Annotated in this window: 18 protein-coding genes; 9 read left to right on the plus strand and 9 right to left on the minus strand. The window is 63.9% G+C overall.

Translation table 11 applies throughout. From position 1 onward, the window contains the following. Window positions 1-6: 6 nt before the first annotated feature. Window positions 7-2,343: a heavy metal translocating P-type ATPase gene (locus ACWEO2_RS12340; protein ID WP_452405356.1), complete on the plus strand. Its 2,337-nt coding sequence runs from the start codon at window positions 7-9 to the stop codon at window positions 2,341-2,343. Between the two features lie 868 nt (window positions 2,344-3,211). Here ACWEO2_RS12340 and ACWEO2_RS12345 read toward each other — a convergent pair. Further along, window positions 3,212-4,948: a protein kinase domain-containing protein gene (locus ACWEO2_RS12345; RefSeq protein WP_452405357.1), complete on the minus strand. Its 1,737-nt coding sequence runs from the start codon at window positions 4,946-4,948 to the stop codon at window positions 3,212-3,214. A gap of 469 nt (window positions 4,949-5,417) precedes the next feature. Between ACWEO2_RS12345 and ACWEO2_RS12350 the strand changes: the two genes are divergently transcribed. The 6 genes from ACWEO2_RS12350 (at window position 5,418) to ACWEO2_RS12375 (ending at window position 10,502) form a co-directional block, all read left to right on the plus strand. Next, window positions 5,418-6,506: an ADP-ribosylglycohydrolase family protein gene (locus ACWEO2_RS12350; protein ID WP_452405358.1), complete on the plus strand. Its 1,089-nt coding sequence runs from the start codon at window positions 5,418-5,420 to the stop codon at window positions 6,504-6,506. Between the two features lie 222 nt (window positions 6,507-6,728). Next, a complete protein-coding gene (locus tag ACWEO2_RS12355) occupies window positions 6,729-7,664 on the plus strand; it encodes an ADP-ribosylglycohydrolase family protein (protein ID WP_452405359.1) in 936 nt (311 codons plus the stop codon). 389 nt (window positions 7,665-8,053) lie between these two features. Next, the gene (locus tag ACWEO2_RS12360; RefSeq protein WP_452405360.1) at window positions 8,054-8,386 is read left to right on the plus strand and encodes a WXG100 family type VII secretion target; all 333 of its coding nucleotides are present in this window, start codon (window positions 8,054-8,056) and stop codon (window positions 8,384-8,386) included. Window positions 8,387-8,419: 33 nt separating this feature from the next. Beyond that, on the plus strand, window positions 8,420-8,710 hold the full coding sequence (locus tag ACWEO2_RS12365) for a WXG100 family type VII secretion target (RefSeq protein WP_452405361.1): 291 nt from the start codon (window positions 8,420-8,422) through the stop codon (window positions 8,708-8,710). Next, window positions 8,707-10,176: an ADP-ribosyltransferase gene (locus tag ACWEO2_RS12370; RefSeq protein WP_452405362.1), complete on the plus strand. Its 1,470-nt coding sequence runs from the start codon at window positions 8,707-8,709 to the stop codon at window positions 10,174-10,176. Before ACWEO2_RS12365 ends, ACWEO2_RS12370 begins: the two co-directional genes overlap by 4 nt. Window positions 10,177-10,187: 11 nt before the next feature. Beyond that, window positions 10,188-10,502: a hypothetical protein gene (locus ACWEO2_RS12375; RefSeq protein WP_452405363.1), complete on the plus strand. Its 315-nt coding sequence runs from the start codon at window positions 10,188-10,190 to the stop codon at window positions 10,500-10,502. Between the two features lie 649 nt (window positions 10,503-11,151). Here the strand turns inward: ACWEO2_RS12375 and ACWEO2_RS12380 are convergent. The 5 genes from ACWEO2_RS12380 to ACWEO2_RS12400 form a co-directional block, all read right to left on the minus strand. Continuing rightward, window positions 11,152-11,850: a HEAT repeat domain-containing protein gene (locus tag ACWEO2_RS12380; protein WP_452405364.1), complete on the minus strand. Its 699-nt coding sequence runs from the start codon at window positions 11,848-11,850 to the stop codon at window positions 11,152-11,154. Between the two features lie 36 nt (window positions 11,851-11,886). Beyond that, a complete protein-coding gene (locus tag ACWEO2_RS12385; protein WP_452405365.1) occupies window positions 11,887-12,162 on the minus strand; it encodes a hypothetical protein in 276 nt (91 codons plus the stop codon). Between the two features lie 99 nt (window positions 12,163-12,261). Continuing rightward, a complete protein-coding gene (locus ACWEO2_RS12390) occupies window positions 12,262-12,651 on the minus strand; it encodes an EndoU domain-containing protein (RefSeq protein ID WP_452405366.1) in 390 nt (129 codons plus the stop codon). A 26-nt stretch (window positions 12,652-12,677) separates the two neighbouring features. Then, the gene (locus tag ACWEO2_RS12395; protein WP_452405367.1) at window positions 12,678-14,423 is read right to left on the minus strand and encodes an EAL domain-containing protein; all 1,746 of its coding nucleotides are present in this window, start codon (window positions 14,421-14,423) and stop codon (window positions 12,678-12,680) included. Window positions 14,424-14,719: 296 nt separating this feature from the next. After that, window positions 14,720-15,655, minus strand: a complete 936-nt coding sequence (locus ACWEO2_RS12400; protein ID WP_452405368.1) for a hypothetical protein — start codon at window positions 15,653-15,655, stop codon at window positions 14,720-14,722. 215 nt (window positions 15,656-15,870) lie between these two features. On the opposite strand from ACWEO2_RS12400, the gene ACWEO2_RS12405 reads away from it, so the two are divergent. Then, window positions 15,871-16,065, plus strand: coding sequence for a hypothetical protein (locus ACWEO2_RS12405; RefSeq protein WP_452405369.1), 195 nt, complete (start codon window positions 15,871-15,873; stop codon window positions 16,063-16,065). A gap of 139 nt (window positions 16,066-16,204) precedes the next feature. On the opposite strand, the gene ACWEO2_RS12410 is transcribed toward ACWEO2_RS12405, so the two are convergent. After that, window positions 16,205-16,492, minus strand: coding sequence for a hypothetical protein (locus ACWEO2_RS12410; protein WP_452405370.1), 288 nt, complete (start codon window positions 16,490-16,492; stop codon window positions 16,205-16,207). A 48-nt stretch (window positions 16,493-16,540) separates the two neighbouring features. Between ACWEO2_RS12410 and ACWEO2_RS12415 the strand changes: the two genes are divergently transcribed. Further along, on the plus strand, window positions 16,541-18,208 hold the full coding sequence (locus tag ACWEO2_RS12415) for a tetratricopeptide repeat protein (RefSeq protein WP_452405371.1): 1,668 nt from the start codon (window positions 16,541-16,543) through the stop codon (window positions 18,206-18,208). A 655-nt stretch (window positions 18,209-18,863) separates the two neighbouring features. Here ACWEO2_RS12415 and ACWEO2_RS12420 read toward each other — a convergent pair. Together ACWEO2_RS12420 and ACWEO2_RS12425 are read right to left on the minus strand one after the other, a co-directional pair. Next, window positions 18,864-19,181 carry a DUF222 domain-containing protein gene (locus ACWEO2_RS12420; protein WP_452405372.1) on the minus strand — a complete coding sequence of 106 codons (318 nt, stop codon included), beginning with the start codon at window positions 19,179-19,181 and terminating at the stop codon, window positions 18,864-18,866. A gap of 451 nt (window positions 19,182-19,632) precedes the next feature. Further along, the gene (locus ACWEO2_RS12425; RefSeq protein WP_452405373.1) at window positions 19,633-20,820 is read right to left on the minus strand and encodes an epoxide hydrolase family protein; all 1,188 of its coding nucleotides are present in this window, start codon (window positions 20,818-20,820) and stop codon (window positions 19,633-19,635) included. Window positions 20,821-23,149 lie beyond the last annotated feature (2,329 nt).

A 23,149-nucleotide genomic window follows, 5' to 3' on the forward strand; every position in this document is an offset into this window, starting at 1 on the left:
CACACGATGACCACCGCGACACAACCATCCGCCGGACAGGTCGAATTGGTGATCGGTGGCATGACCTGCGCATCCTGCGCCAATCGCATCGAGAAGAAGCTGAACCGGCTCGACGGCGTCACCGCCACCGTCAACTACGCGACGGAGAAGGCGCGGGTCGATTTCCGCGGCGATATCTCACCCGAGCAGTTGATCGCCACCGTCGAGGAAGCCGGTTACACCGCCGCGCTGCCCGCGCCGAAGATCGAGCAACCCGCGCAGACCGCTGCCGAAGAACCGGATCCGACTGCCGCGCTGCGGACCCGACTGCTGGTCTCGCTGGTGCTGACGGTGCCGGTCATCGCGATGGCGATGGTGCCGGCATTGCAGTTCACCAACTGGCAGTGGCTATCGCTGACGCTGGCCGCACCGGTCGTGGTGTGGGGAGCACTGCCGTTCCACCGAGCCGCGTGGACCAATCTGCGTCACGGCACCGCCACCATGGACACCCTGGTGTCCATGGGCACCCTCGCCGCGCTGGGCTGGTCGGTGTACGCGCTGTTCTGGGGCACGGCCGGAATGCCGGGCATGAAGCATCCATTCGAATTCACCATCTCGCGGATGGACGGCACCGGCAGCATCTACCTGGAGGCCGCCGCGGGCGTCACCACCTTCATCCTGGCCGGACGTTTCTTCGAGGCTCGCTCGAAGCGGCGGGCGGGCGCGGCGCTGCGGGCACTGCTCGAACTCGGCGCGAAGGAGGTTTCGGTGCTGCGCCGCACAAGGGGACGGCAGCCGACGGAGTCGGCGGGGTGGGCGAGCGCAGGGGGACGGCAGCCGACGGAGTCGGCGGGGTGGGCGAGCGCAGCCGAGCAGCGCATCGCGATTGAGCAGTTGGTCGTTGGTGACACCTTCGTGGTTCGGCCCGGTGAGAAGATCGCCACCGACGGTGTGGTCGTCGAGGGTTCCTCGGCGGTCGACGCCTCGATGCTGACCGGTGAATCGGTGCCGGTCGAGGTCGGTCCCGGGGATGCGGTGGTCGGTGCGACGGTCAATGTCGGCGGGCGGATCGTGGTGCGCGCCGATCGAATCGGCTCCGATACCCAGCTAGCGCAGATGGCGAAGCTGGTCGAGGACGCGCAGACCGGTAAGGCGCAGGCCCAGCGGTTGGCGGACCGGATCTCCGGGATCTTCGTGCCCATCGTGATCGCGCTATCGGTCGCGACGCTCGGATTCTGGCTCGGCACCGGCGGTTCGGTTGCCGCGGCCTTTACCGCCGCGGTCGCGGTGCTGATCATCGCCTGCCCGTGCGCGCTCGGGCTGGCCACACCGACCGCACTACTGGTCGGCACCGGTCGCGGTGCGCAGCTCGGCATTCTGATCAAGGGTCCGGAGGTGCTGGAGTCGACCCGTCGGGTGGACACCGTGGTGCTCGATAAGACGGGCACCGTCACCACCGGCAGGATGACCCTGCTCGATGTCATTGCCGCCGCGGGCGAGGACACCGCCGAAGTGCTGGCGCTGGCCGGGGCACTGGAGGATTCGTCGGAGCATCCGATCGCCCAGGCGATCGCCAAGGGTGCACGCGAAAAGGTCGGCGCATTGCGGCCGGTCGAGGGCTTCGCCAATATCGAGGGCCTCGGTGTGCAGGGTGTGGTGGACGGACATGCGGTGCTCGTCGGGCGGCCACGGCTGCTCGCCGACTGGGCCCAGCACCTCGACACCGACCTGGAGCGGGCCATGTCCGGGGCCGAAGCCGATGGCAAGACCGCCGTGGCGGTGGGCTGGGACGGTAGGGCCCGCGGCGTGCTCGTCGTCGCCGATGCGGTGAAACCCACCTCCGCTCAGGCGATCTCGCAGCTGAAGGCGCTCGGGCTCACCCCGATCATGCTGACCGGAGATAACACGGCGGCGGCAAAAGCCATTGCGGCGCAGGTCGGTATCGACGAGGTGATCGCGGAGGTGCTGCCCGCCGATAAGGTCGACGCGGTCAAGCGGTTGCAGGCCGAGGGCAAGGTGGTCGCGATGGTCGGCGACGGCGTCAATGACGCCGCGGCCCTGGCCCAGGCCGATCTAGGCCTGGCAATGGGCACCGGCACCGATGTCGCCATCGAGGCCAGCGATCTGACCCTGGTCCGCGGCGACCTGCGGGCGGCCGCCGATGCGATCCGGCTGTCCCGCAGGACCTTGGGCACCATCAAGGGCAATCTGTTCTGGGCCTTCGCCTACAACGTGGCGGCGATCCCGCTCGCCATGGCCGGGCTGCTGAACCCGATGCTCGCCGGTGCTGCGATGGCCTTCTCCTCGGTCTTCGTGGTCAGCAACAGTCTGCGCCTGCGGAATTTCCGCTCCACCGCTCAGTAGAAACCGATCGGGCGGGACGATATCGTCCCGCCCGATTTCGGCCGGTGATCCGACCGGCCCGGACGATATCCCTTGGTCACGAATCCGTTCCCCGGCCCCAACTGGGGTGCTGCGCAACCTGCTTCGGATCGGTGAGACGTCGCGGGTTGCCGCCGTCGCTGTCCATCACCAAGACCTCTCAGCCATCAGAGAATGCGATCTTCGCCGCCCGCGGCCGCTGCCCCCGATCCGCCCCACAACCAACGATCAACCCCGATAACCCCGGCGGCCAGCACCTGCAGCACCCGCCCTCTTCCCCGAATCCTCGACATGTGAGGCATCGTCCCCGAACCCACCACACCTCACCTCCTCGGAATCCCGAGCGGCCGAGCGTGGCCCGGGAGTTCGGGTCGGCCCCGCAACGGGGCCGCGAAGACCGACGTGATCCCTTCAGGGCACCGAGTTCGGTGCCACCCCATCACCCCCTCATCGGGCCTGGTCAGCTCGGGCGCCAACTGGTCGTCGCAGCCGTTGACGGGTGCAGCGTGCCAGCATCCGCTGCGGGGTCCGCACCCAACCGGCTTTCCTACCTTGCGGATTCGACGCGACCCCGGGCTTCCGCGATTCGAGGTCCAGTGTGATGTCGCAACTGCCGCGCGGCACAACCTCGATCACCTCGTCGACGAGGGTGTCCGGGTGCCCCCTGCACACCATCTGGCTCAGCAGATACGCACTGCCGCCGAACTGACGCCCCATCTAGATACATTGCTGCGCTACCCACTTCGGCTGTAGTCGTATGGCGGTCGAATGCGGCGCGGCCTGGGCGACCACCATTCGACCGCACCCCTGGCCCAGGGGGCGATATGGCAAGAGCTAGCTTTACGGGGCGCTAGCCGAGCGGCACGGTCACGCCGGGGGACGACGGAGCACCGTGCAGGACCAACTGGCTCGGGACATCGACTTTCTTGTCGTTCTTCTTCCCGTTCTTGTCCTTGCCGGGTAGGTCGAAGGCCAGCCGGATGGTGTGGGTGCTGCCGGGATCGATCTGGTCGACGCCGGTGCGGGACGGATTGAGTGCGGTGGTTGCGGGCGCGTCGGGGACGACGGTGCGCCCGGCAGCGGTGATAAGGCGCTGATCGGCGATGCGGAAGGCTTGCCCGCCTCGAGAGACATTGGTGACCGTCAGCGTCACGATGGTGTAGGAGCCGCCTGGGGCACCGGTGGCGTTCACGTTGGACACCACCTCCGTCACGGTGAACGCGAGGTTCCCGTCGCGCACCGCACCAGCCGGGGATTGCCCGCCGGTGGCGGGCGGCGGGGAGCCGGTCGCGGCAATAGCGGAAGACGCTTGTGTCGTCGTGCCCGGAACGGAGTCGGACTCGAGGACACCGCTCAGCCATAGTGCCGCCGCAGCGACGAGTGCAAGCCCGGCGGCGACCGGTATCCATCGGCGCACCAGGAGCTTTCGCCGAGGGGCCGGATGCACGACCGGATGTGTCCGCGGCTCGGGTGTATGCGGCTGCAGCCGGGTCTGGGGTGTCTGCGACGCCGGCCGGGTCTGGGGTGTTTGCGACGCCGGCCAGGTCTCGGGTGTTTGCGGCACCGGCCAGGTCTCGGGTGTCTGCGGCTCGGGCGTATGCGGCTCCAGCTGGGTCTCGGGCGTTTGCGGCACCGGCCGGGACTCGGGCGTATGCGGCACCGGCCGAGGCTCGACCAGGGTCGGGGGCGAGCCGGGCGCGGTCATGACGCGGGTGGGCGGGTGCGGGCTCGATGTCGCAGGGGCCGCGACCGGCGCGGCCGAGTGCGCCGATCCGCCCAATGCCGCACGTGCCGCGGCGGCGAATTCGCCCGCGCTGGCGTAGCGGTCCCCCGGTTCCTTGGCCATACCGCGGGCGATAACAGCGTCCAGCGCTGGCGGGACACCTCGGGCAGCCCGCGAGGCATGCGGGGGTTCGGACATCAAATGCGCGTGCATCTGCTGCGCCGGGTCGCCGTCACCGTACGGCACGCGCCCGGTGAGGGTTTCATACAGCACGCAGGCCAGCGAATAGACATCCGAGCGAGCCTCGGCCGCCCCGGTGAACCGCTCCGGCGCCATATAGCCCAACGTGCCCACCACCAAGCCGGTGGCCGTGAGGGCGGTGCCGTCGGCGGCGCGGGCAATACCGAAATCGATCAGATACACGAAACCGTTGGCGTCCTCGAGAATATTGCCCGGCTTCACATCCCGATGCACAAGCCCCGCCGCATGAGCAGCATCCAGCGCCTCCGCGGCCTGGGCGATGACCTCGACCGCCCGAGCCGGAATCAGCGCACCCGACCGCAGCCGCGTGGCCAGATCCACACCCTCGATAAACGGCATCTCCAAAAACAGATGACCATCGACTTCACCGAAGGCTCGGATCGGCACGATGTGGGGGTTTCGCACGTGGGTGCCCAACCGGGCCTCCCGCTCGAAACGGCGCCGATACCCCGGATCGGCGGAATACGCCGCAGACAACACCTTCAACGCGACGGCACTGCCGGTGCGGTCGCGCGCCAACCACACCTCACCCATACCGCCACGACCCACCAAACGATCGAGGTGGTAGTTCCCGAACAAGCCGCGGGCGCTCAGCACCGACACACCCTGACCGTATCGCCCGGGATCAATGCCAGCGCGACCGGGAGACCACCACAGCCCCGGGTCACTCACTCGCCAACGCATCTGTGAGTCGACAGCCTGCCCGGGCAATGAGCCTAGAAGGTCAGCCTCGTTGCTGATGACCAGCGACCGTGGCGACTCCCCGCAAACACAGAGGTGATCAAGCTCGGCGCGCGCCGAGACAGCTCCTTGGCGATGACGTCCGCCGATGCCGGAGCGACGAAGGTGTCATTGCCGTCGACGGTGATCACGTAGCGGCCCGCCGCGGGATGGTCCGAGCGGATATCGATCCAGCTCAGGTACGACGGTGGGTGTGGTCGCGGTTTATGGAGAAACCGTTCGATGCGTAAGTGTCTCTCGGCGTTCGAGTAGCTTCAGGGTTTCGGCCGATTGCTTAGCAGATCTACTCTGCTTGGCCGATAGGTTCAGATCGGTGCAAGGATCGGTGGCCGTGCGGGAAGACGAAAAGTTGTTCGACCGGGTGCGTGGGGCGATGTTGGGTGGGGCGGTTGGTGATGCGCTCGGGTGGCCAATCGAGTTTTTGCAGTTGGCGCAGATCAGGGAGCAGCACGGGGCGGCCGGCGTCACCGATTTCCTGCCTGGCCTGATACCTGATGCGCCGCAACAGATCACCGATGACACGCAGATGACGATGTTCACCGCCGAAGGCTTGCTGCGTTGTCCGCCCGGCGCGGATCCAGCTCCAGTGCTGCGACGCGCGTATCTGCGCTGGCTGACCACCCAGGAGCAAGCCAAGCCCGTGCCAGAACCCGACGGCTGGTTGGCAGGGCGGCAGTTCCTTTATGCGATGCGGTCGCCGGGCCATGCGTGCACGAGCGGGTTGCGGCTCCAAGCGAAGGAGTATCGGGCGCCACATCTACCCGGTGAGCCGGGGCCGGTGAATCCGAATTCGAAGGGGTGCGGAACCGTGATGCGGTCAGCGCCATTCGGTCTCGCCGCGCTCGGTCCGCACAAGGCGTTCGACGCCGCGATGCGATGCGCCCAGCTAACCCACGGCCATCCGACCGGCTATCTTGCCGCGGGTGCGTTCGCGGCCTTGATCGACAGCGTGCTGAGTGGGGTCGAACTGCCGATCGCCGTGCGCGACATCATCATCCGACTCACCTCGATGCCGGCGGACAGCTCGGAGACGGTGTCCGCCCTGGCCGGTGCGCTGGCGTTCGCTCATCTCGGCCCACCGACGCCGGAGCGGGTCGAGCAAGTCGGGCAGGGCTGGGTCGCCGAGGAATGTCTCGCCATCGCCCTCTACTGCGCGCTGTACGCGTTCCGGACCGGCGACGTGCGTGGCGCGCTGCTGCTGTCGGTGAACCATTCCGGCGACTCCGATTCCACCGGTGCGGTGGCCGGCAACCTTATCGGTGCGGTCCACGGATTGTCCGCCCTGCCGCCCGAGTGGGTATCCGTGGTCGAGGGCCGCGACGAATTGGTCCAGATCTCCGACGATCTCGTCCTGAACTTCTTCTACCGAGACCGTTCCCGACTCGAAACCCGCTATCCGCTCGACACTTCGGTGAACTGAACTCAACTGAGCACCAACTGCTTCGAGGTTCGGCGCCGTCGTGTCGCGTGTACTTCTCGTACACGCGCGCGACGTCACGAGCGCCTTCGATACGAACTATCCGGAATTTCCGGACAGTTGCCTCGATCACACATTCGCCATCCGCGTAGATCGTCTTCCCCTTGGCTATCATCGGACGCAATGCATGTCGACTTGATGCTTGATTCTTTGGATGGACTGTCCGTGGGGGACGCTTTGGGCCAGCAGTTCCCGATCATGCGCCGATCCATCGCAGATCTTCGGGCAGGTAATCTTCCTGCCGGGCCGTGGGGGTGGACCGACGACACCGAGATGGCCTGCTCTGTAGTTACCGAGCTGTGCAGTCGCGGCGAGATCGACCAGGATCGGCTTGCTACCGCTTTTGCGCGACGCTTCGACCCGGCCCGTGACTACGGCTTCGCCGCGGTCGGCACTTTGCGTCGAGTCCGCGATGGCGTGCATTGGCGCAAGGCGGCCGCAGCGGCGTTCGGTGGCGAGGGTTCCTGCGGCAACGGCGCGGCCATGCGGGTTGCCCCGTTGGGTGCCTTTTATGCCGGCGATCCGGAAAAGGTTGTCGCCGAAGCGGTCCGGTCGGCGCAGGTGACGCATCTACATCCCGAAGGGGTCACCGGTGCCGTCGCGGTTGCACTCGCCGCAGCCCACGCCGCGCATGCCCGCCTCAACGGGACACGGCCCACACCGACCGAATTCATTACCGGCGTCCTGGACCGCCTCGACCACGGTGACACGACCCGGCTGATCGGCCGCGCCCGCACCCTGCTCGGAGCCTCCGCCGCCGAGGCCGCGAAAGAACTCGGCAACGGATCTCTGGTCATCGCGCAGAATACGGTGCCGTTCACGATGTGGGTCGCGGCCACATATCTGGACGACTACCCGGCCGCAGTCACCACATGCATTGCGGCAGACGGAGATATAGACACCACCAGCGCCATCGTCGGCGGAATCGTCGCCGCCTACACCGGCAACCGCACGGGTCCGATCGTTGGGATACCCCAGACATGGCTTGCCGCACGAGAGGCGTTGCCCAGGTGGTGCAACTCCATCGATCGAACACGCAGGCGCAAGAATTCTGTATTCGGCCGCGCTCGACGATGGCTGTCCGGCACATCGCCGAGATGACCACGATTGACCGGCCGGCATCCACTGCCTGCCGTCGCATTCGTGCCCAGGCGCCCCGCGCCCCGGGATCAGCCTCGGCATGCGCGGCCCGGAAACCCTTCGGCCAACGCTCTACTGTGGCTGGTCTCCATCATCCTCGGCAGACTTTCGCAAACGCTCGGCCAGTTCGCGCAAGGTGCTGGTTGCACGGCAATCACGACACCAGATGTCGAGCTGGTCGGTGAGGTGAGCCAGAGGCACCCCGGTCCGCTGCCATGCGAGCTCCGCCTCCACCGCGGCGAGCGGCCCCCGATGCATGGTTCGGATCGAGAGGTCTCTGATGGAACCGAACATGCGTGGTCCGCGTCTAACCTACTGAGACCACCGACCGACGACGGAGAGGGTTAGGTATGGCTGAAGATTCATCGGCCACCAGCTCACCATTTGCGATTGTGCCCGACCATATTTCGGATGCCGGACAGTATGTGCAGCGGACCGCGCAAACTCTCGTCAACGGTGTGCGCTCGGCCGACGCAGACGTGCAGGGGCTGATGACGAGTTGGAAAGGCACTGCGGCGACCGCCTATTCGACGGGGTGGGAGGAGACCCGCGACGGCGCCTTGCAGGTGCTCGAGGCCCTGAACACCATGGCGGAGCTGCTCGGTGTGGTAGGTGTCGAATACACCGGCACCGACACCACCAACGCCACCGGGCTGCGGCAATCCTCACTGGATCTCCCATAGCTGCTTCCGCGTAACCGAACAGGACTGTGGCACATGAGGTATCAGGTCGATCTCGACCACCTGGACGACGTAACCGCACGCATCGGCGGACTGAACGATTTCCTACGGGAATCGCTGCGCGAGATCGATGAACGCATGGCCGTGATGCAACAGAGCTGGAACGGCCACGCCGCCGACAAGCAAGCCGAAGCGCACCGGGAATGGGCTACTGCTGTGCAGGAGGTTCGGCAGGGAATCGAGGCCATGCAGGCCGCAGCCCGCACAGCGCACACCGCCTACAACGACGCGGTAACCGAGAACCTGCGCGCGCTGGGGCGCGCGTGACCGCAACCGTTCTCGATGTCGACACCAGCGTCTACTACGACGCCGGTAACAAGCTCATCGGTTTGGCCGCCGACTGGTTCGCCGCCGTTGATTCGTTCTGGCCGACCCTCAACGAGTGCCACGCCATGACCGGGTCCTACGACGAGGCCAAGAAATGGGCCAAGACCTACGACACACGCGCCGAAGAGCTATTGGACATGTCCAACGACCTCGCCGAAGCGGTGCACGCCTACGGCGTCCTACTGCTGGACATGGGCTACAACCACGCCGTTGCCGACTACAACGCGACGATCGGCACCGACACCCCGGCGCCGGATAAACCGGCCACCCCCGGCCCCGTGGCATACCTGTGCCGGGTACCGCTGCCGAGCGCCGGAGGACCCGGCCAAGGCCTGATCGACGGCGGTGTGCAGCTTGCCGAAGCCATCGGAATCACCATCCCCGATGGCAATGTCGATCTGCTCGCGCGCGCCGCCGACACCTGGACCAAGATCGCCGACGCCGGACCGGTGGCAAAGATGGCGGGTGAGTTGGAACGTGTCGCCTGGTCGTTCGAGGCGATTGTCAGCCCCGAATACGAACATATCGATGAGGATCTGCGCGCCCTGCGTGACGCCGCTCTGACCACCACCGCGGCATTCTATGAATTATCTGCCAGCGCGAAAGACCACCACGACGGTCTGGTCGAGCTGCGCGAGAACATGAAAAAGGTCCTCGAGGATCTGGGCGAAGAGCTGCTCAAAGAGCTGGTCATCACCGTGGCAATCGCCATCGCGGCAAGCGTGGTGACCTTCGGTATCGGTGCCGCCGTGGCCAGCGCGCGTGTCGTGGCCATCGCCGCCCGATTCGCGCGCCCGATTCGCGCGCTCATCGATGCGTTCAAGGCCAACAGGGCCATCGCAAAAGGGGTGAAATCCGAACAAACCCTCGCCAAACATGCGAAAGAACTGAAACGCATCAAGGATTTGAAGGCCAAGGCGACGCCGAAGGTGGAGCCGAAAACGGCACCGACACAGTTCACCGGTGAGATGTCCAACGAGGAACGATGGATGCTGACCCGCGGCCCCAGCCGGGACCTGATCCGCGGGCTGCGTGAAGGGAACCTCACCGCCGATCAGCAGGCGGAAGCTCTCCGGATCAATGCCGCGTTAGACAAGTTACCCCCGTACCAAGGCACGGTGACCCGACATGTTGATCTGACGCCCGAGGAACTCGCCCGCTTCCAGCCCGAACAAGCGGGACCGGTGAACGGGTTCATGAACAGTTCCAGCCGCGGCGGTAACGAACTCATGGCCAACACCACGAACACCGAATTCCAGATAGTGAGCAAGAGTGGGCGGCAAGTCCACGACTACGGCGGGACTCCCGACGAAGTGATGTTCAAAACGGGAACCGAATTCTACTGCAAGAGCAAAGTGCCCGATCCGGAAACGGGTCGCATCATTATCACGCTGATCGAACTATAGGAGAAACACCCATGCCGGAACCGGACTCGGAAAAAGTCGGCCGCTTCACCTTCTACAGTCGCGAGGAAACGAAAGCACGAGGCTTGATCCCTTCTGATGAAGAACTGGCGCGCGCCGACGAGATGCTCGCCGCATTCAACGAGAAACGCCGCAATGCCCCACCCGAACCTGCACGGTCCCCCTCACTCGGCCTGGGGGAACGCTGGGGGGTCGACAGCCTGATCGGCACCGAATTCGAAGGCTGGACCCGCGACGCGAACGGCCAGTGGTACGACAAGGACGGCCACCCCACCAGCCACGACCGCGACGCCAACCCCGGCAACTGAGCAGCAATCAGCGCCGAGCGCAGCACGGCGGGCCGTTCGGCCCGCCGTTTTTGCTTCCTGACCAGGGAGACCGTGGCGGCGCCCAGCCACCTCGTCCGGCACGAACCCCAGCCACGGCAGCGTGCACAACGTCACCGCCGGCCCGAGCCGGATACGAACCAGTCGGCCCGGTTCACCGACGACGCCTGGCGATCGGGCGATTTCGACCAAACGAACCGTCGCGGCTGCGGTACCTGCCCACGTGGTACCGACACACTCACCGAGTCGTACTGGATCCGCTGGGTGGCCACGTGGAACGGCCCCCGGCCAATGCAGTCGGATTCCGGCGCAACCTCACAACCGGAGCGCCGCCTTCGACCTGGCGGCGCTGGCACTGATCCTGATAACTGTCATCGTGCTCGTGGTCTTGAGCAACGACACCGCCCCCGCCCTGGCTACCGTCGCCGCAACCACCGCACGCTGCTACCGGACCTGGCGCGTGCACACGACCGGAAACCGGAAATGACCAAACCCACAGGCGCAGAATATGTTCCGACTAGCCTGCGTCTAAACCAATATCTGGGCAACGATATTCGGTATCGCACGGTAATCGCCGGACAGGCCCACTCTGCCAGTCGGTTCCTACGCGTTGACGCGCGGCGCTACCCGATCACGATGACAGCTTCTCCAGCGCGCGCTGGGCCTGTTTGCGCACAGCAGGAGTTCGGTCATGGACGAGCGGTTCAACCAGATGCCGCACATCGGTGGCTTTCATCTGAACCAACGCCTTGATCGCTCTTCCACGCGCAGGCCCGTCGAGGTATTCCACCGCGATATCGCGGGATTCCGGTGTCTTGACCTTCCCGAGGTACTCGACCAGCGGGATCATGGCGGTCCCCTCCGGCAATTCCTGAAGCAGTTCCGCAATCTGTGTGAAGTTCTTCGGCCCCGCGATCAGGCGCAAGGCGTCACAGGCCCAGGTCTGCATGCGCTCGGGAATCGGTGGCCTGCGACGGACCTGAGCGACCAGCAGATCGATGGCCTCCTGATTGCCGCGGGCGGCGGGATCGATCAGATTGCGGATGAGTCCGGACCGGATCGAGGACCGGTGCTCGGTTTCCGGCCCCGGGATCCGAGTCTCGAGATTGGCCAGCCAGTCGATGAAGATCGGGATGCCCTGCGGGATCGTCCTGGGACCGTTGGATAAATCATCCAGCGTGTAGCAGGGAACACCGACTGCGGCGAGATCCTGCATGATTCGTCGGTCGAATCCTCGCTCCCCGTCCTTGTAGCGGACAGGAAGGTCGTTCATCCACTCGGTGCCGCCGTTCTCGCTCCCATACGGCATGCGCGCGTACTTGATGATCATGAAGGTGGTCCTCATCCGAATCGGATCCCGAGGATTTTACGCAGTGACCACGTTGAGCTCAGAAAGCACGCCTTGGGGGTCGTTGAGGTAGCGGTATCCCTCCGCTGGGGGATTGAACTGGCCGAGCACGTTCGCCACCGCATCGCGTTCCGCTTCAGTGACCGGGATCTGGCGCTTGATGAGACTGGCACACAGCACATCGACGAGCATTGCCCACTCACCCACGTTGCTATAGGTCCGGTAGCTTTCGACCAAGTCAGAAGGCAGGCGGTCGGCGACGCTCTCGAGGAGGTCTCGCGAGTCCTTGCTCATCTTGTTGAGCCGACGGTTACGGGCTTCGATGGCCTGTGGGTCTCGCTGACGTTTTCGCGCTTCTCGTGCCGCCCTGTCCGGATTCATCGCTGTCCTAGCCTATTTGATCGGGTTGCCATTCGCGTCGTTCCTGACCACCCCATCACCGCCGATGGGGTAGCCGGTCACGACTGAGCCGTTGGGAGCGACGATGACTTCGATTTGGGCGCCGTTGCGGGTGCCGTTGACCTTCCAGTTGCCGTTGTCCTGGAGGACTGGCGGCTGGTCCGGGTTCTTCGCGACGTCGACTATTCGGTCGATGATTTTGTCGTCTTCCCAGTCATCGGTGTCGGGGAACTCGGTCTTGTTGGGCATTCCTGTCCCGGGCGCGTGCCCACCACCATTGATGTCGTCGCTCTCGTCGCCGTCGAGGATATGGATCCGCCGTTTTTGAGAGATGACCCACACAATGGCGGCCAACAATACGTGGCGAACGACAAAGGCCAACACCGTGCTCGGTCCTTATCGTCACCCCGTCATTCGGATCTACCGCTTCTGCGGTGTTCGAGGCTGAACGGGATTTGCATCGTGTTCAGATGTGTTTCGATCTCCTCGGCGGGCAGCGGTCTCGTGATCAGGAATCCTTGGGCCCGGTGACAGCCCAGATCGAGCAAGGTTCGTGCGGCTTCGGCGGTTTCGACTCCTTCTCCGATGATTTCGAGTCCGAATTCGTGGGCCAGTCCGATGATGGATTCGACGATGGCGCGGTCCTCGAGGCTGTTGTTGAGGCGCTTGACGAAGCTGCGGTCGATCTTGACAGTGTCGACGGGAAGTGCCTTGAGGTGCGACAGGGTGTTATATCCAGTCCCGAAGTCATCGATGGCGATCTGCACGTTCAGGCGCTTGAGGGCGTGCAGGGTCATGTGGGCTCGGCTCAAGTCCTCTACGGATACGTTTTCGGTGATCTCCAAACACACCGAGTTTCCGTTGAGCCCGTGCTCACGCAGGGCTTGCTCAACGCGCTCGACGAAGTTGGGGCTGGTTAGCTGTTTGGGGGATGCGTTGACCCGCAGTACTACGTCCGAGGCGAACCCGCGGCGGCGCCAGTCGGCGAATTGTGCGAATGCATTGCGGATAACCCAGTTGCCGAGCTCGTCGGCGAGCTTGGTGGTCTCGGCTACCCCGACGAAGGTGTCCGGCAGCAGTAGGCCTCTGGTGGGATGCTGCCACCTGACCAGTGCCTCCACTGCGAGTACACGACCGTTGCGCAGGTCGATCTCGGGTTGATAGTGCAGCACCAGAGAGTTGTCCGAGACCGCACTGCGTAGGTTGAGTGTGATGTGGTCTGCGAGCTCGAATTGTTCGTAGAGCGTGACGGTGAACACGGCAACACCGTTGCTATCTTGCGTTTTCGCCGCTCGCAGCGCCAGATCCGCCCGACGCAGTACGTCGGCTGGGGCATCGCCGGGGATGCCTACCGCAACGCCGATGTCGACACCGTAGCTGACAGTTTCTCCGTCGATGGTGACACCACTTCTCAGTCCGTGTTTGATCTGGGAAGCCAGGAGTTCGGCGGAGTAGTTGTCCATCGGCCTGTTCGGAACGACCACGAACTCATCGCCCCCGAACCGAACGATCATGTCGTTGAGTTCCAGTTGCTCCCGGAGCCGAGACGCGACGTCGCGGAGAATATCGTCGCCCGCGGTGCGCCCGAGGTAGCTGTTGACAAGCTTCAATCCGTTCAGCCCGACACACAGCGCCGCTACCGGTCCGGGGCGTCCGGGGCGAAGCCGTTGACCCAGGTAACCGAATAGCGAGTGGTGGTTGGGCAATTCGGTCAGTTCATCGTGAGTCGAGAGATGCCGCAGCCTGGTCTCCGTATCGACCCGTGCCAGCAACTGAGCCAAAAGTGCGGCGATCACCGTCAGGACAGCCAACTCCCGGCGACTCCACGCCCAATCACCATGCTTGACGAAACCAAGCAGCCCGATCGAGTCACCATGCAGCACAAGCGGCACCACCGCAGAGGTCACCTGCTGGTCGAAGTAGGACTCCGCGCTGGTGATCATCGGCTCGGTCACCTTCTCCACCGCGTGGAAGGGGGAATACGCCTGGTCGAAGTACACGACGTTGAGGGGATCCGGATCCGGTGCCGACCTGCGCGGCCACTCGGCCACCAAAATGGTCGCTTGGCGCTCGCGGTCGATACGCCGCAAGTAGCCGAAGTCGACATCGAAATGTGCGATCAAATCCGCGAGCACGCACTCGATCGTCGCCGGCATAGTGACCTCATCGACGGTTGCGAGTTCGGAAGCGATTTGTGTGACCAATGATTCCAGTAGCCCTGAGGCAGGGCGGTCGTTGCGGTCGGCGGATGATGTCAGCTTGTCGTGCCAGTCCGGTGAAGCCTGCGCAAAGGTGTCCTGGCCTAGATCAAGTTGCGCGCGGATTCGGTTGACTTGGTTACGAGATGCCCGGTTCCGCAGCCGACGAGGTCCTTCTTCCCCGAGTGATGAGCGCTCGATGAGGTCCTGCGTGTGAGCGGCCAGTCCCGCGGCAGTGGTGAGGTCGTGTTCTTTCATTCGTGGGTCCTCAGGTTGAGTCGAGCGTGCTCGCGAATCTTCCGTAGTCGGTGTTCGACAACCTTGGTGGTCAGATTCGTATTCGGGAACAGATCTGCGATTTCACGCTGGGTGTAGCCATGCGCGACTTTCCACACGATGATCCTGTCGGTCGGTGACAGCGTCGCCAGGAACTCCAAGATCGCCATCCGTTTGGTCACCACCGACATCGGATCGGTGCCGGACTGGGATCCCACGCAGCCGCGGGCATCCATCAACCCTTCGATGCCATCAACCCCATGGGATACAGGTTGATTGGTGCGCCTCCACCGGAGGTCTTCCTCGAAGACGCGCCGGAACTCATAAAGGCAGGCCCCGAGGAAGAACGTCCGCACCATCGCCCCCCGACATGGATCCCAGCCCTTTCCGGCACGCATATCACCTTGGAACTTCGTCAGCGCGTCGACCACGGTCCGATCGATGATCTCGATTCGGCGGTCCCGATCTACAACCAATGCTCTGCGCTCGTCAGCGCCGGCCTTGAGACCGATCCTCTTCTCGGCGAGCCTTCTGTAGATCTCGCCGGTACAGATCCACGGGTCCAGAACCTGGGTCGCGTACTCGATCAACGTGGTGGCCACGATGTCCCACACGAGGCCGTGGACTTCTTTGGCGCGCAACAGTTCGAATAGCCCACGTTCGGCAACTGCTTGGTCCAGCACTTCGAGAGCCTGCTGTTCAACAGGAGCCGGGGGCGGAGTAGCCGTGCACACTTGACAGATCGAGCACGGTGACGCGTTCTGCTCCGACGACGTTTTCCTATGGTTACCTGCATGTTTCACAACCTCGCGAGCCCACTCGGCGCGGTTGGCGTAGGAACCTTGCTTGCCTACGAGATAGCTGTCCGGATCATTTCTATCCGGGGGTACGGCCTCCACATCTGATGTCCCCATGCGTTTCCTCCTCCGCGCACGCGCCATCCCCTGCAACGGCCGCCGACTGGTGTTCGTCTCGGCACGCGGTCGCGCACCGACACCACAGTTGTAGGGGCCTGTGGGCCGATCCCCCCGAAACTCGAAAAATTCTGTGAAAACGCCATTCTCGGGGGATCTCACCACTCACAGCACTACTAGATCGGGGTGAGAGCACAAACCGGAAGGACTCATCGATGCCGATCCCCCCATCCGCGCCCCGCCCCAATCGGACCGCCGCCTTCGACCTGGCAGCGCTGGCACTCATCCTGATAGCAGTCATCGCGCTCGTGGTCTTGAGCAACGACACCGCCTCCGCCCTCGCTACCGCCGGCGCAACCACCGCACTCTGCTTCCGGACCTGGCGCGGGCACACGACCGGAAGCAAGTAACGACCAAACCGACAGGTGCAGAACACAATCCGGCTAGCATGCAGCTAAAACAACGTCCGGGCTATCGGGACCGGTGGCACCGGTGACACCCGGAAAACTTCGAGTACACACGGACCGGACCCGTTGTTGGTGAACACGATCAGGAAGTCGACAGTCCCAGCCGCGGCGGTTTCCGGTCCGAGAACGGCCGCCGGATGGGCTGCTCCTCGAACGCCTCGTGTACAACCAGGCGATGGACCTGGCCGACACCATCACCAAGTCCATGAGCTTCCAGAATTTCACCCTCCCCTTGGGCGTATGGGCACAGCTGATCCACAGTCCCATGCAGGATTCCATGAAGTCCCAGATCTCGCTTGCCGTCTATCCTGAGTTCGTACAGGGCGGGAATCACGACCTCCAGCGGCGGCTGCGGCTCCAGTTTCGCCATCGGCAAGGCCGTCGATACCGATGAAGAAGGCTAAGAGGTCCGCTCGAGATGTCGTTCTCCCCCCACGAACACAATCACCTCGCGCATCAACTCGCCGGATGGCACAACGGTGCGGTTCGACTTTACGAGGCCTCACTACGCACCGTCGAGCAAGAGCTCGGCTCGGGTCATCCCCAGACCTTGGCAGCGCTGCTACACGCACAGAAATACGCCGACGCGGTCCCGGTGTTCACCAGATTGCTCGCCGACTGCGAACGGCTCTACGACACAGACCATGAGAAGACGATCGACGTGCGCACCGCGCTCGCGGTCTGCCTGAATCAACTCGGCCGACACGACGAGGCGACCATGCTGCTCGAACGCAGCCTGGCCGACAACGAGCGAGTCCGAGGCGCGGACAGTCGCTTGACCCTGGAAGTACGGGAGCATCTGGCGCTGGCCTTGCTGAGCCTCCCAGACCGGCTCGAAGACGCGATCGCCGTGATGCAACAGGCGCTTCTCGATCGGGAGCGCATCGTCGGTCTCGACGATGCGGTCGCTGTCGCACTGCGTGACCGGCTGCTGTTGTATTACCTGGAATCGGGACGTGACGAACTGGCGATCCCGCTGCTAGAACGCGACCTCGACACCGCTGAACGCGTTCATGGAAAAGACCACACTGAGACAGTCCGGACCAGAAAAGGATTGGCTGCACTGTATCGGGCGACCAACCGATACGCCTCCGAGATTCCCTTGCTGGCCTACGATCTGGTCGTTTGCGAGCGAGAACTCGGTCCCGACCACGACGACACCACCGAAGCCAGGTTCCAACTCGCCTGGAGTTCATGGCAATCCGGCCACGCCCACGACGCGCTGCCGCTGTTCGAGCACGTCCTCGACGACCATGAACGACTGCGCGGCCCCGGGCACGACGACACCATTCCCGTGCGCCGGATCCTGTCTCACCTCTACGCCGAATTCGAACTGTTCGACAAGGCGGCCGACCAGTGCGAGCACCTGCTCGCACACCACGAGCGAAAGTTCGGCCCGAAGCGCAACGAGACCCTCGTTGTATGCAACAACCTCGCTCACGCTTACCACAGGACCGGTCGCATTGCAGAGGCGGTCACTCTTCACGAACGCGTCCTCGCCATACGCATGGACACCTTGGGATCCGATCACCCGGACACCTTGACCACACTGCACAATCTGGCCGCGATCTATCAGCAGTTGGGACGACACGATCGCAGCGTCGACTGCTACGAGCAGATTCTCGCCGCCAGCAAACGCGTACTCGGCCCGGATGATCCGAAGACACTGTTCACTCGCGACAATCTCGGCGCAGCGTACTGCGCGCTGGGCCGCCTCGACGAGGCAATCGAGCAGCATCGGCTCGCCCTCGCGGGGCGTGGACATGTTCTCGGTCCAGAGCACCCGAACACGCTGACCTCCTCGCACAACCTCGCTTTCGCCTTAACGGCGGCGGGCCGCCTCGACGAGGCGATCACGCTCGCCGAGCGCACCGTCGACGACCGAGAGCGGGTACTCGGCCCGGATCACCCCGGCGCCTTGTCGACCAGGCACTTGTTAGGTCGCGCCTATCACAAGGCCGGTCGCCGCGACGCCGCAGTCGCAACGCTGACCCGGGCCTTGGCCGACCGAGTCCGCGTTTTCGGCGAAGATCACCAGTACACCGCTACCACCAGAGAGGCCCTGGCCCGCGCGCAACAGGCCTGAAAACCCATGACGAAGTACGCCGCTCGCTTTTGACGACGACGGTGGGTGACCGCGGCCGGCACTACCCGCCGCCCACCACAACCGAGGTCGACGTAGACGATCTCGAACTCACCTCCCGCTGGCGGCAAAGGCACGTCCCCGCGGACCGGGGCGGGATCAAGCTCGGCACAAGAAGGCATTCTGGCCGCTGGGACCGGCCTACGTCACTCAGAAACCGCAACCTATGTCCGAACTCCGCAACAACCCCCGCAACCTAATGGGAATTGATCGGCGAACCTACGACCGGGTTTGAGTGGTCGGGGGAAAGCTGATCGACCGAGCCGTCGGCCGGTGAGCACTTCCTCAACCTGGAGTGTGTTCGACTCCTAGGGTTAGATCGTGCCCCGGCCCGGTCGGTGAGGCTTCCTGTAGCGCTGATGGGGACCGTCCGCCCAACGTCACATAATCGGCATGTCAATGCGTGCACGTGGCTGAGATGATCTCGCCGCGTTGACCTGTGGCAGTACAGCGACAGTTCGAGCCGCGCCTCGAGCTCGAACAGAAACCACTACCTCATCGGCTATGGCGACCGGCCGCCTCCAACCCAGCTGAACCGGGTTCAGCGAATCGGGCCGGAAACACCTTTAGATCCACCGTCCCGCATCCAGGCTCGGCCTCAACCTGCCGCCGCGACCGCCCTCCACGCCTTTCTGGCACGTGAGCGGGCCCGCGGAGCGGCGCATTCGATTCGCCGACGCGCCTCGGAGGCACTGATCCGCAGCAGATCACTCAATAGCTCCGCTGTGTCCCGGTAGCCGGTGTCGGCGGCGAGACCACGGCGCTCGGCCTCGGCGACGGCCGCGACCATGGCCGCACCCAATCGACGCTGGCGGCGTTCGGTTTCAACGAGAGTGCGCAGCAAGTCGACATCGGCCAGTTCCGACCATCTTCGTGCCGGAACATCCGGTGCCAATGCAGTCGAATGTGTGTTCACACGAACTAGGCTACTTCATTCTCGAACATTTGTTCGATAATCGGTTTGGCTGGGCATGCCATGCTCGGGCCGCACCCGGACGGAGTGTTGGTGATGGCCGGGCCGGATGCTCGGGCTGTTGTCGCGCGCCGTGCCGACGTTCAGCCGAATCCGACCCCGCCGCTTCGCCGATCGAGAGAATGCACATCGGGAAACGCTGCCAGCCAACCCATTTCGGGTAGCCAGTTGACATACAGTAATCGGCAGTTCCGCACGTTCCGCGCGGACGCCAACGGCCCGAGATTTTGCCGTCGCCATGATCGGTCGACATAACGAATCTGGAACATGTTCTCCCAGCGGATCGCCTGATGTCAGTGGTCCCACGACTGGCAGCGCGGTGGTCCGACAACGGTGGCAACCGACTTGACCAGCGGCGATGGCTCTAATTCCGGGTCCAGGCATCCAGTCGCGTTCACCGATTAGCGGCCAGCACTGCCGCGAGGCCTTCTTGCAGGTCCTTGACGAAATACTCGGGAACCTCCAGCGACGGGAAATGTCCCCCAGTTTCGGGCGACCTCCATCGGACGATCTGTCGGTACCGCTCCTGTGCCCAGGGGCGCGGACACTTATCGATGTCGCGGGGATACATAGTGATTGCTGACGGGACGTCGACCCGAAGTTCGGGGTCGAGCGAGTTGTGGCTTTCGTAGTAAATGCGGGCCGACGATGCGCCGGTCCGCGTCAGCCAATACAGGGTGACGTCGTCAAGAATGCGGTCTCTGGAAATCGTCTCGAACGGGCTGTCTTCGGTATCTGTCCACTCAGCGAACTTGTCAAGGATCCAGGCAAGAAGCCCGACCGGTGAGTCGACGAGCGAGTAGCCGATGGTCTGCGGTCGGGTCGCCTGCTGCTTCGCATACGCTGCGCGGTGGCGCGTCGGCGATCCGCCCCAGAAATCGCGGGTTTCCTCGGTCCACTTGCGCTCGACCGCCGTCAGCCCGTCCGTTGTCAACCCAGGCGGTGCCTCCGCGAACGTTGTATGGATGCCGAGAACGTGCGCCGGGAACCTGCCGCCGAGAACCGTCGTGATATTTCCTCCCCAGTCGCCGCCGTGGGCTGCGAACTTGCTGTAGCCGAGCCTTCCCATCAGTTCCACCCATGCGGCCGCGATCTTTTCGGTTCCCCACCCGGTGGTGGCCGGCTTGTCGCTGTAACCAAAGCCTGGTAGCGATGGAACCACGACGTGAAACGCCGGCGCGTCTACATCTTTCGGATCTGCCAGCTCATCTACTACATCGATGAACTCGGCAATGCTGCCTGGCCAACCGTGCGTCAAGATCAGGGGAGTGGCATCTGCGCGGGCGGATCGGCGGTGCAGGAAGTGGATTCCCAGATCGTCAATGGTCGTGTGGAACTGACCGATTCGGTTGAGGCGCTCTTCGAACGACCGCCAGTTGTACCCGGTGCGCCAGTAGTTCACGACATCGACGAGGTCGGCGAGAGGAACGCCCTGTTCCCATCGGCGAGGGTCGGGCGCGGCGCGATAGACCGTCTCGGCCTCCGGTAGCCGCGCCGCGGCTAATCGCGCGTGCAGATCGTCGAGGTCGGCGTCAGTTGCGTGGGCTTCAAATGCTTGCACGTCACTGGTTGGACGGGGCATGAGACCTCCTGGCCATCGTGGAACCGGCTACGACCTATCGCGAACCGGAGCAGATCATCTCACCAGGCACCGACACCGCCATCACCGCTGGTCAAGGCAACTTCGTTGGTTTTTGCGATTACTACCGGAACCCCTTCCTAGACCGGTTCGGCCGGAACCGAACGCATTCCGACGAACCAGCAGTCGAATCGCGTGGGGTTCCCACTGACATTCCGTCAGCCACAGTGAACCACTGCTTTCTGACCCGCAAGATATTCGAAAACGATGCACTTCCCCACGGCGCGTGGGTGCTGCTCCGGAACGAGGGCTCCCGCTCAACGCTCATCCTCGAGCAAGTCAACGATGCCAGCACAAGGACATTCGTTCACGCCGGGAGTGGCCGCACTCGGACTGGCGAACCCGCGTCCAACACGCTTTCATTGTCACAGGGGAAGGCGCGCGGATCGGCCTGTGACGAGGTCACAACTCAATGCAAACAAGCGTTTTCCGGACGCAAAGGTCACTGACCCGCGTCTGGCCGGATTCCTATCCCTCAGAATCGGTTGCAGCGCCGCCCCTTTCGCTCGCCGACACCGAGGGGCCGCCTTCGACCTCACACCTGCGACGGTCCCGCCCTGTACCCAATCAGGTTGTCGCAGATGGATAGTCGTTCAAGTGAACCGTCCACCGAAGTCGGTCACGAGATATCGCCCCCCACACGAGCCCACATACCCAGTCGAAGTAGGCGCCCGGACTCTCGGCAAATCACGACGCTGGTACCCCATACAGCTCAGAACAGGCAACCTACCGGACATAAGGCAGGCCGGACGTGGTTCCTCACCGCCTCCGACATCACCGCCGCAATCGACCAAACCAGCAAACCAACGAAACGGCTCCCCCCGCCCGGCCCACACGCCCTCACCGGAAACGACCAACGAAGCCGACTACCCCGAACAGCGACGACGTCGCCGACCTCGCCGACGAATTCCACCCCAGCACATCACCTGATGAGCACCCTGCCGCGCTGAAAGCCGGCAGCGCAGCAGGGAACTGCACGGTCTGGAGGAGACCGCCAGGTGTTGCCCTACACCTGCCTCCAGGCCGTGCCCACCAGCAACAAAGCATCTGTCCGTTGCCAGTTGATCTGGTGTGTGGTCTCGCAGATGAGCTGCGGTACTTCAGGTACGTGCCGATTGTCGCGGTCGGTTTCTGCCGGATTGGTGACGCAACCGCGCATAGATCCCCGCGCCGGTTGGGATGTCGTGGCCGCAGCCGCACTGGACAGGGCCGAGGTGCTGGACGGGGCCGGGACAGCGGCGCCCCCACTGTCTGTGTCGCCGACGACGACACCGAGACCCAGCACCACCGCCAGCCTGAGAACACCGGCAACTATCAGACCCGTTCTGCCGCAGCAACAGAAACTCGCGATCCTGCTCGACGAGCACGACGTGACCGATCGGGCAGTCGGCGACCAGTTCGGCCGCACCTTCACCACATCCAAGGAGCTGACACCAAAACCGAGGCGTCACAGCTCATCGACTTCTTGGAGAACCTACCCGCCGAATCCGCCGAACAACTGCCTACCGAGACCGGAGGCGGAGACCAGTGAACGCGCATATCAACCCACCGTCCACCGCACCGCCGCCGATGACGAGTTGGCACGGGTAGGGGTATGCCTAGAGATGTGGTGGGCCGCCGTAGGCACCTCATAGGGAGTCCCCATTCCGCCGTAGGGAACTCATAGGGGTCCGCCGTAGGGACCTCGTAGGGAGTCCCTATTCCGCCGACGCCGAAAATATGAAACCTTCAGCGTTGTCGATGAAAACCCGTTCTAGGTAGGCGGTTTCGTAGGTAGTTACGCATTCATCGAAGCCGAAAAATGAAATCCTTTGGCGTCGAAAGTCGTCGAGCGTGCCGCCGACGAGTGTTACGGCGCCCCTGATCCCCTTAACGAGGAGGTGCCCCAGTGGGTCTGCCCAGGGCGCGGATGGATACAACTTCCCAACGCACGACAAGGTGCTCGAAATGCTCGACGAGGCTAGAGCATTCGTGCGTACATGCGATCTGTCCAGCTACAACTGCCACATCCTGCACCCCTGGTCGCTACAACGATTCCTTACCAATTACGGGAAGGAATTCACGGGCGATGAACGAGATGTTCGCGGGCGCTGGGGCTCGCGGTAGTGGACGAGGAGCGCCCGCAGAACTCGGGGCGTGCCAGCCCCGGTGCCGCGTCAGAGATCTGCATCACGTTCTTGTGGTGTTCGGCGGTCTCCTGGCCCTGAACATGCGAGCGCCTCGGGCGCGACGATCCGAGAAGGGAGGTGGACGCCGATGCTGGGTGAGCTGT

The sequence above is a fragment of the Nocardia sp. NPDC004278 genome (assembly GCF_053602975.1).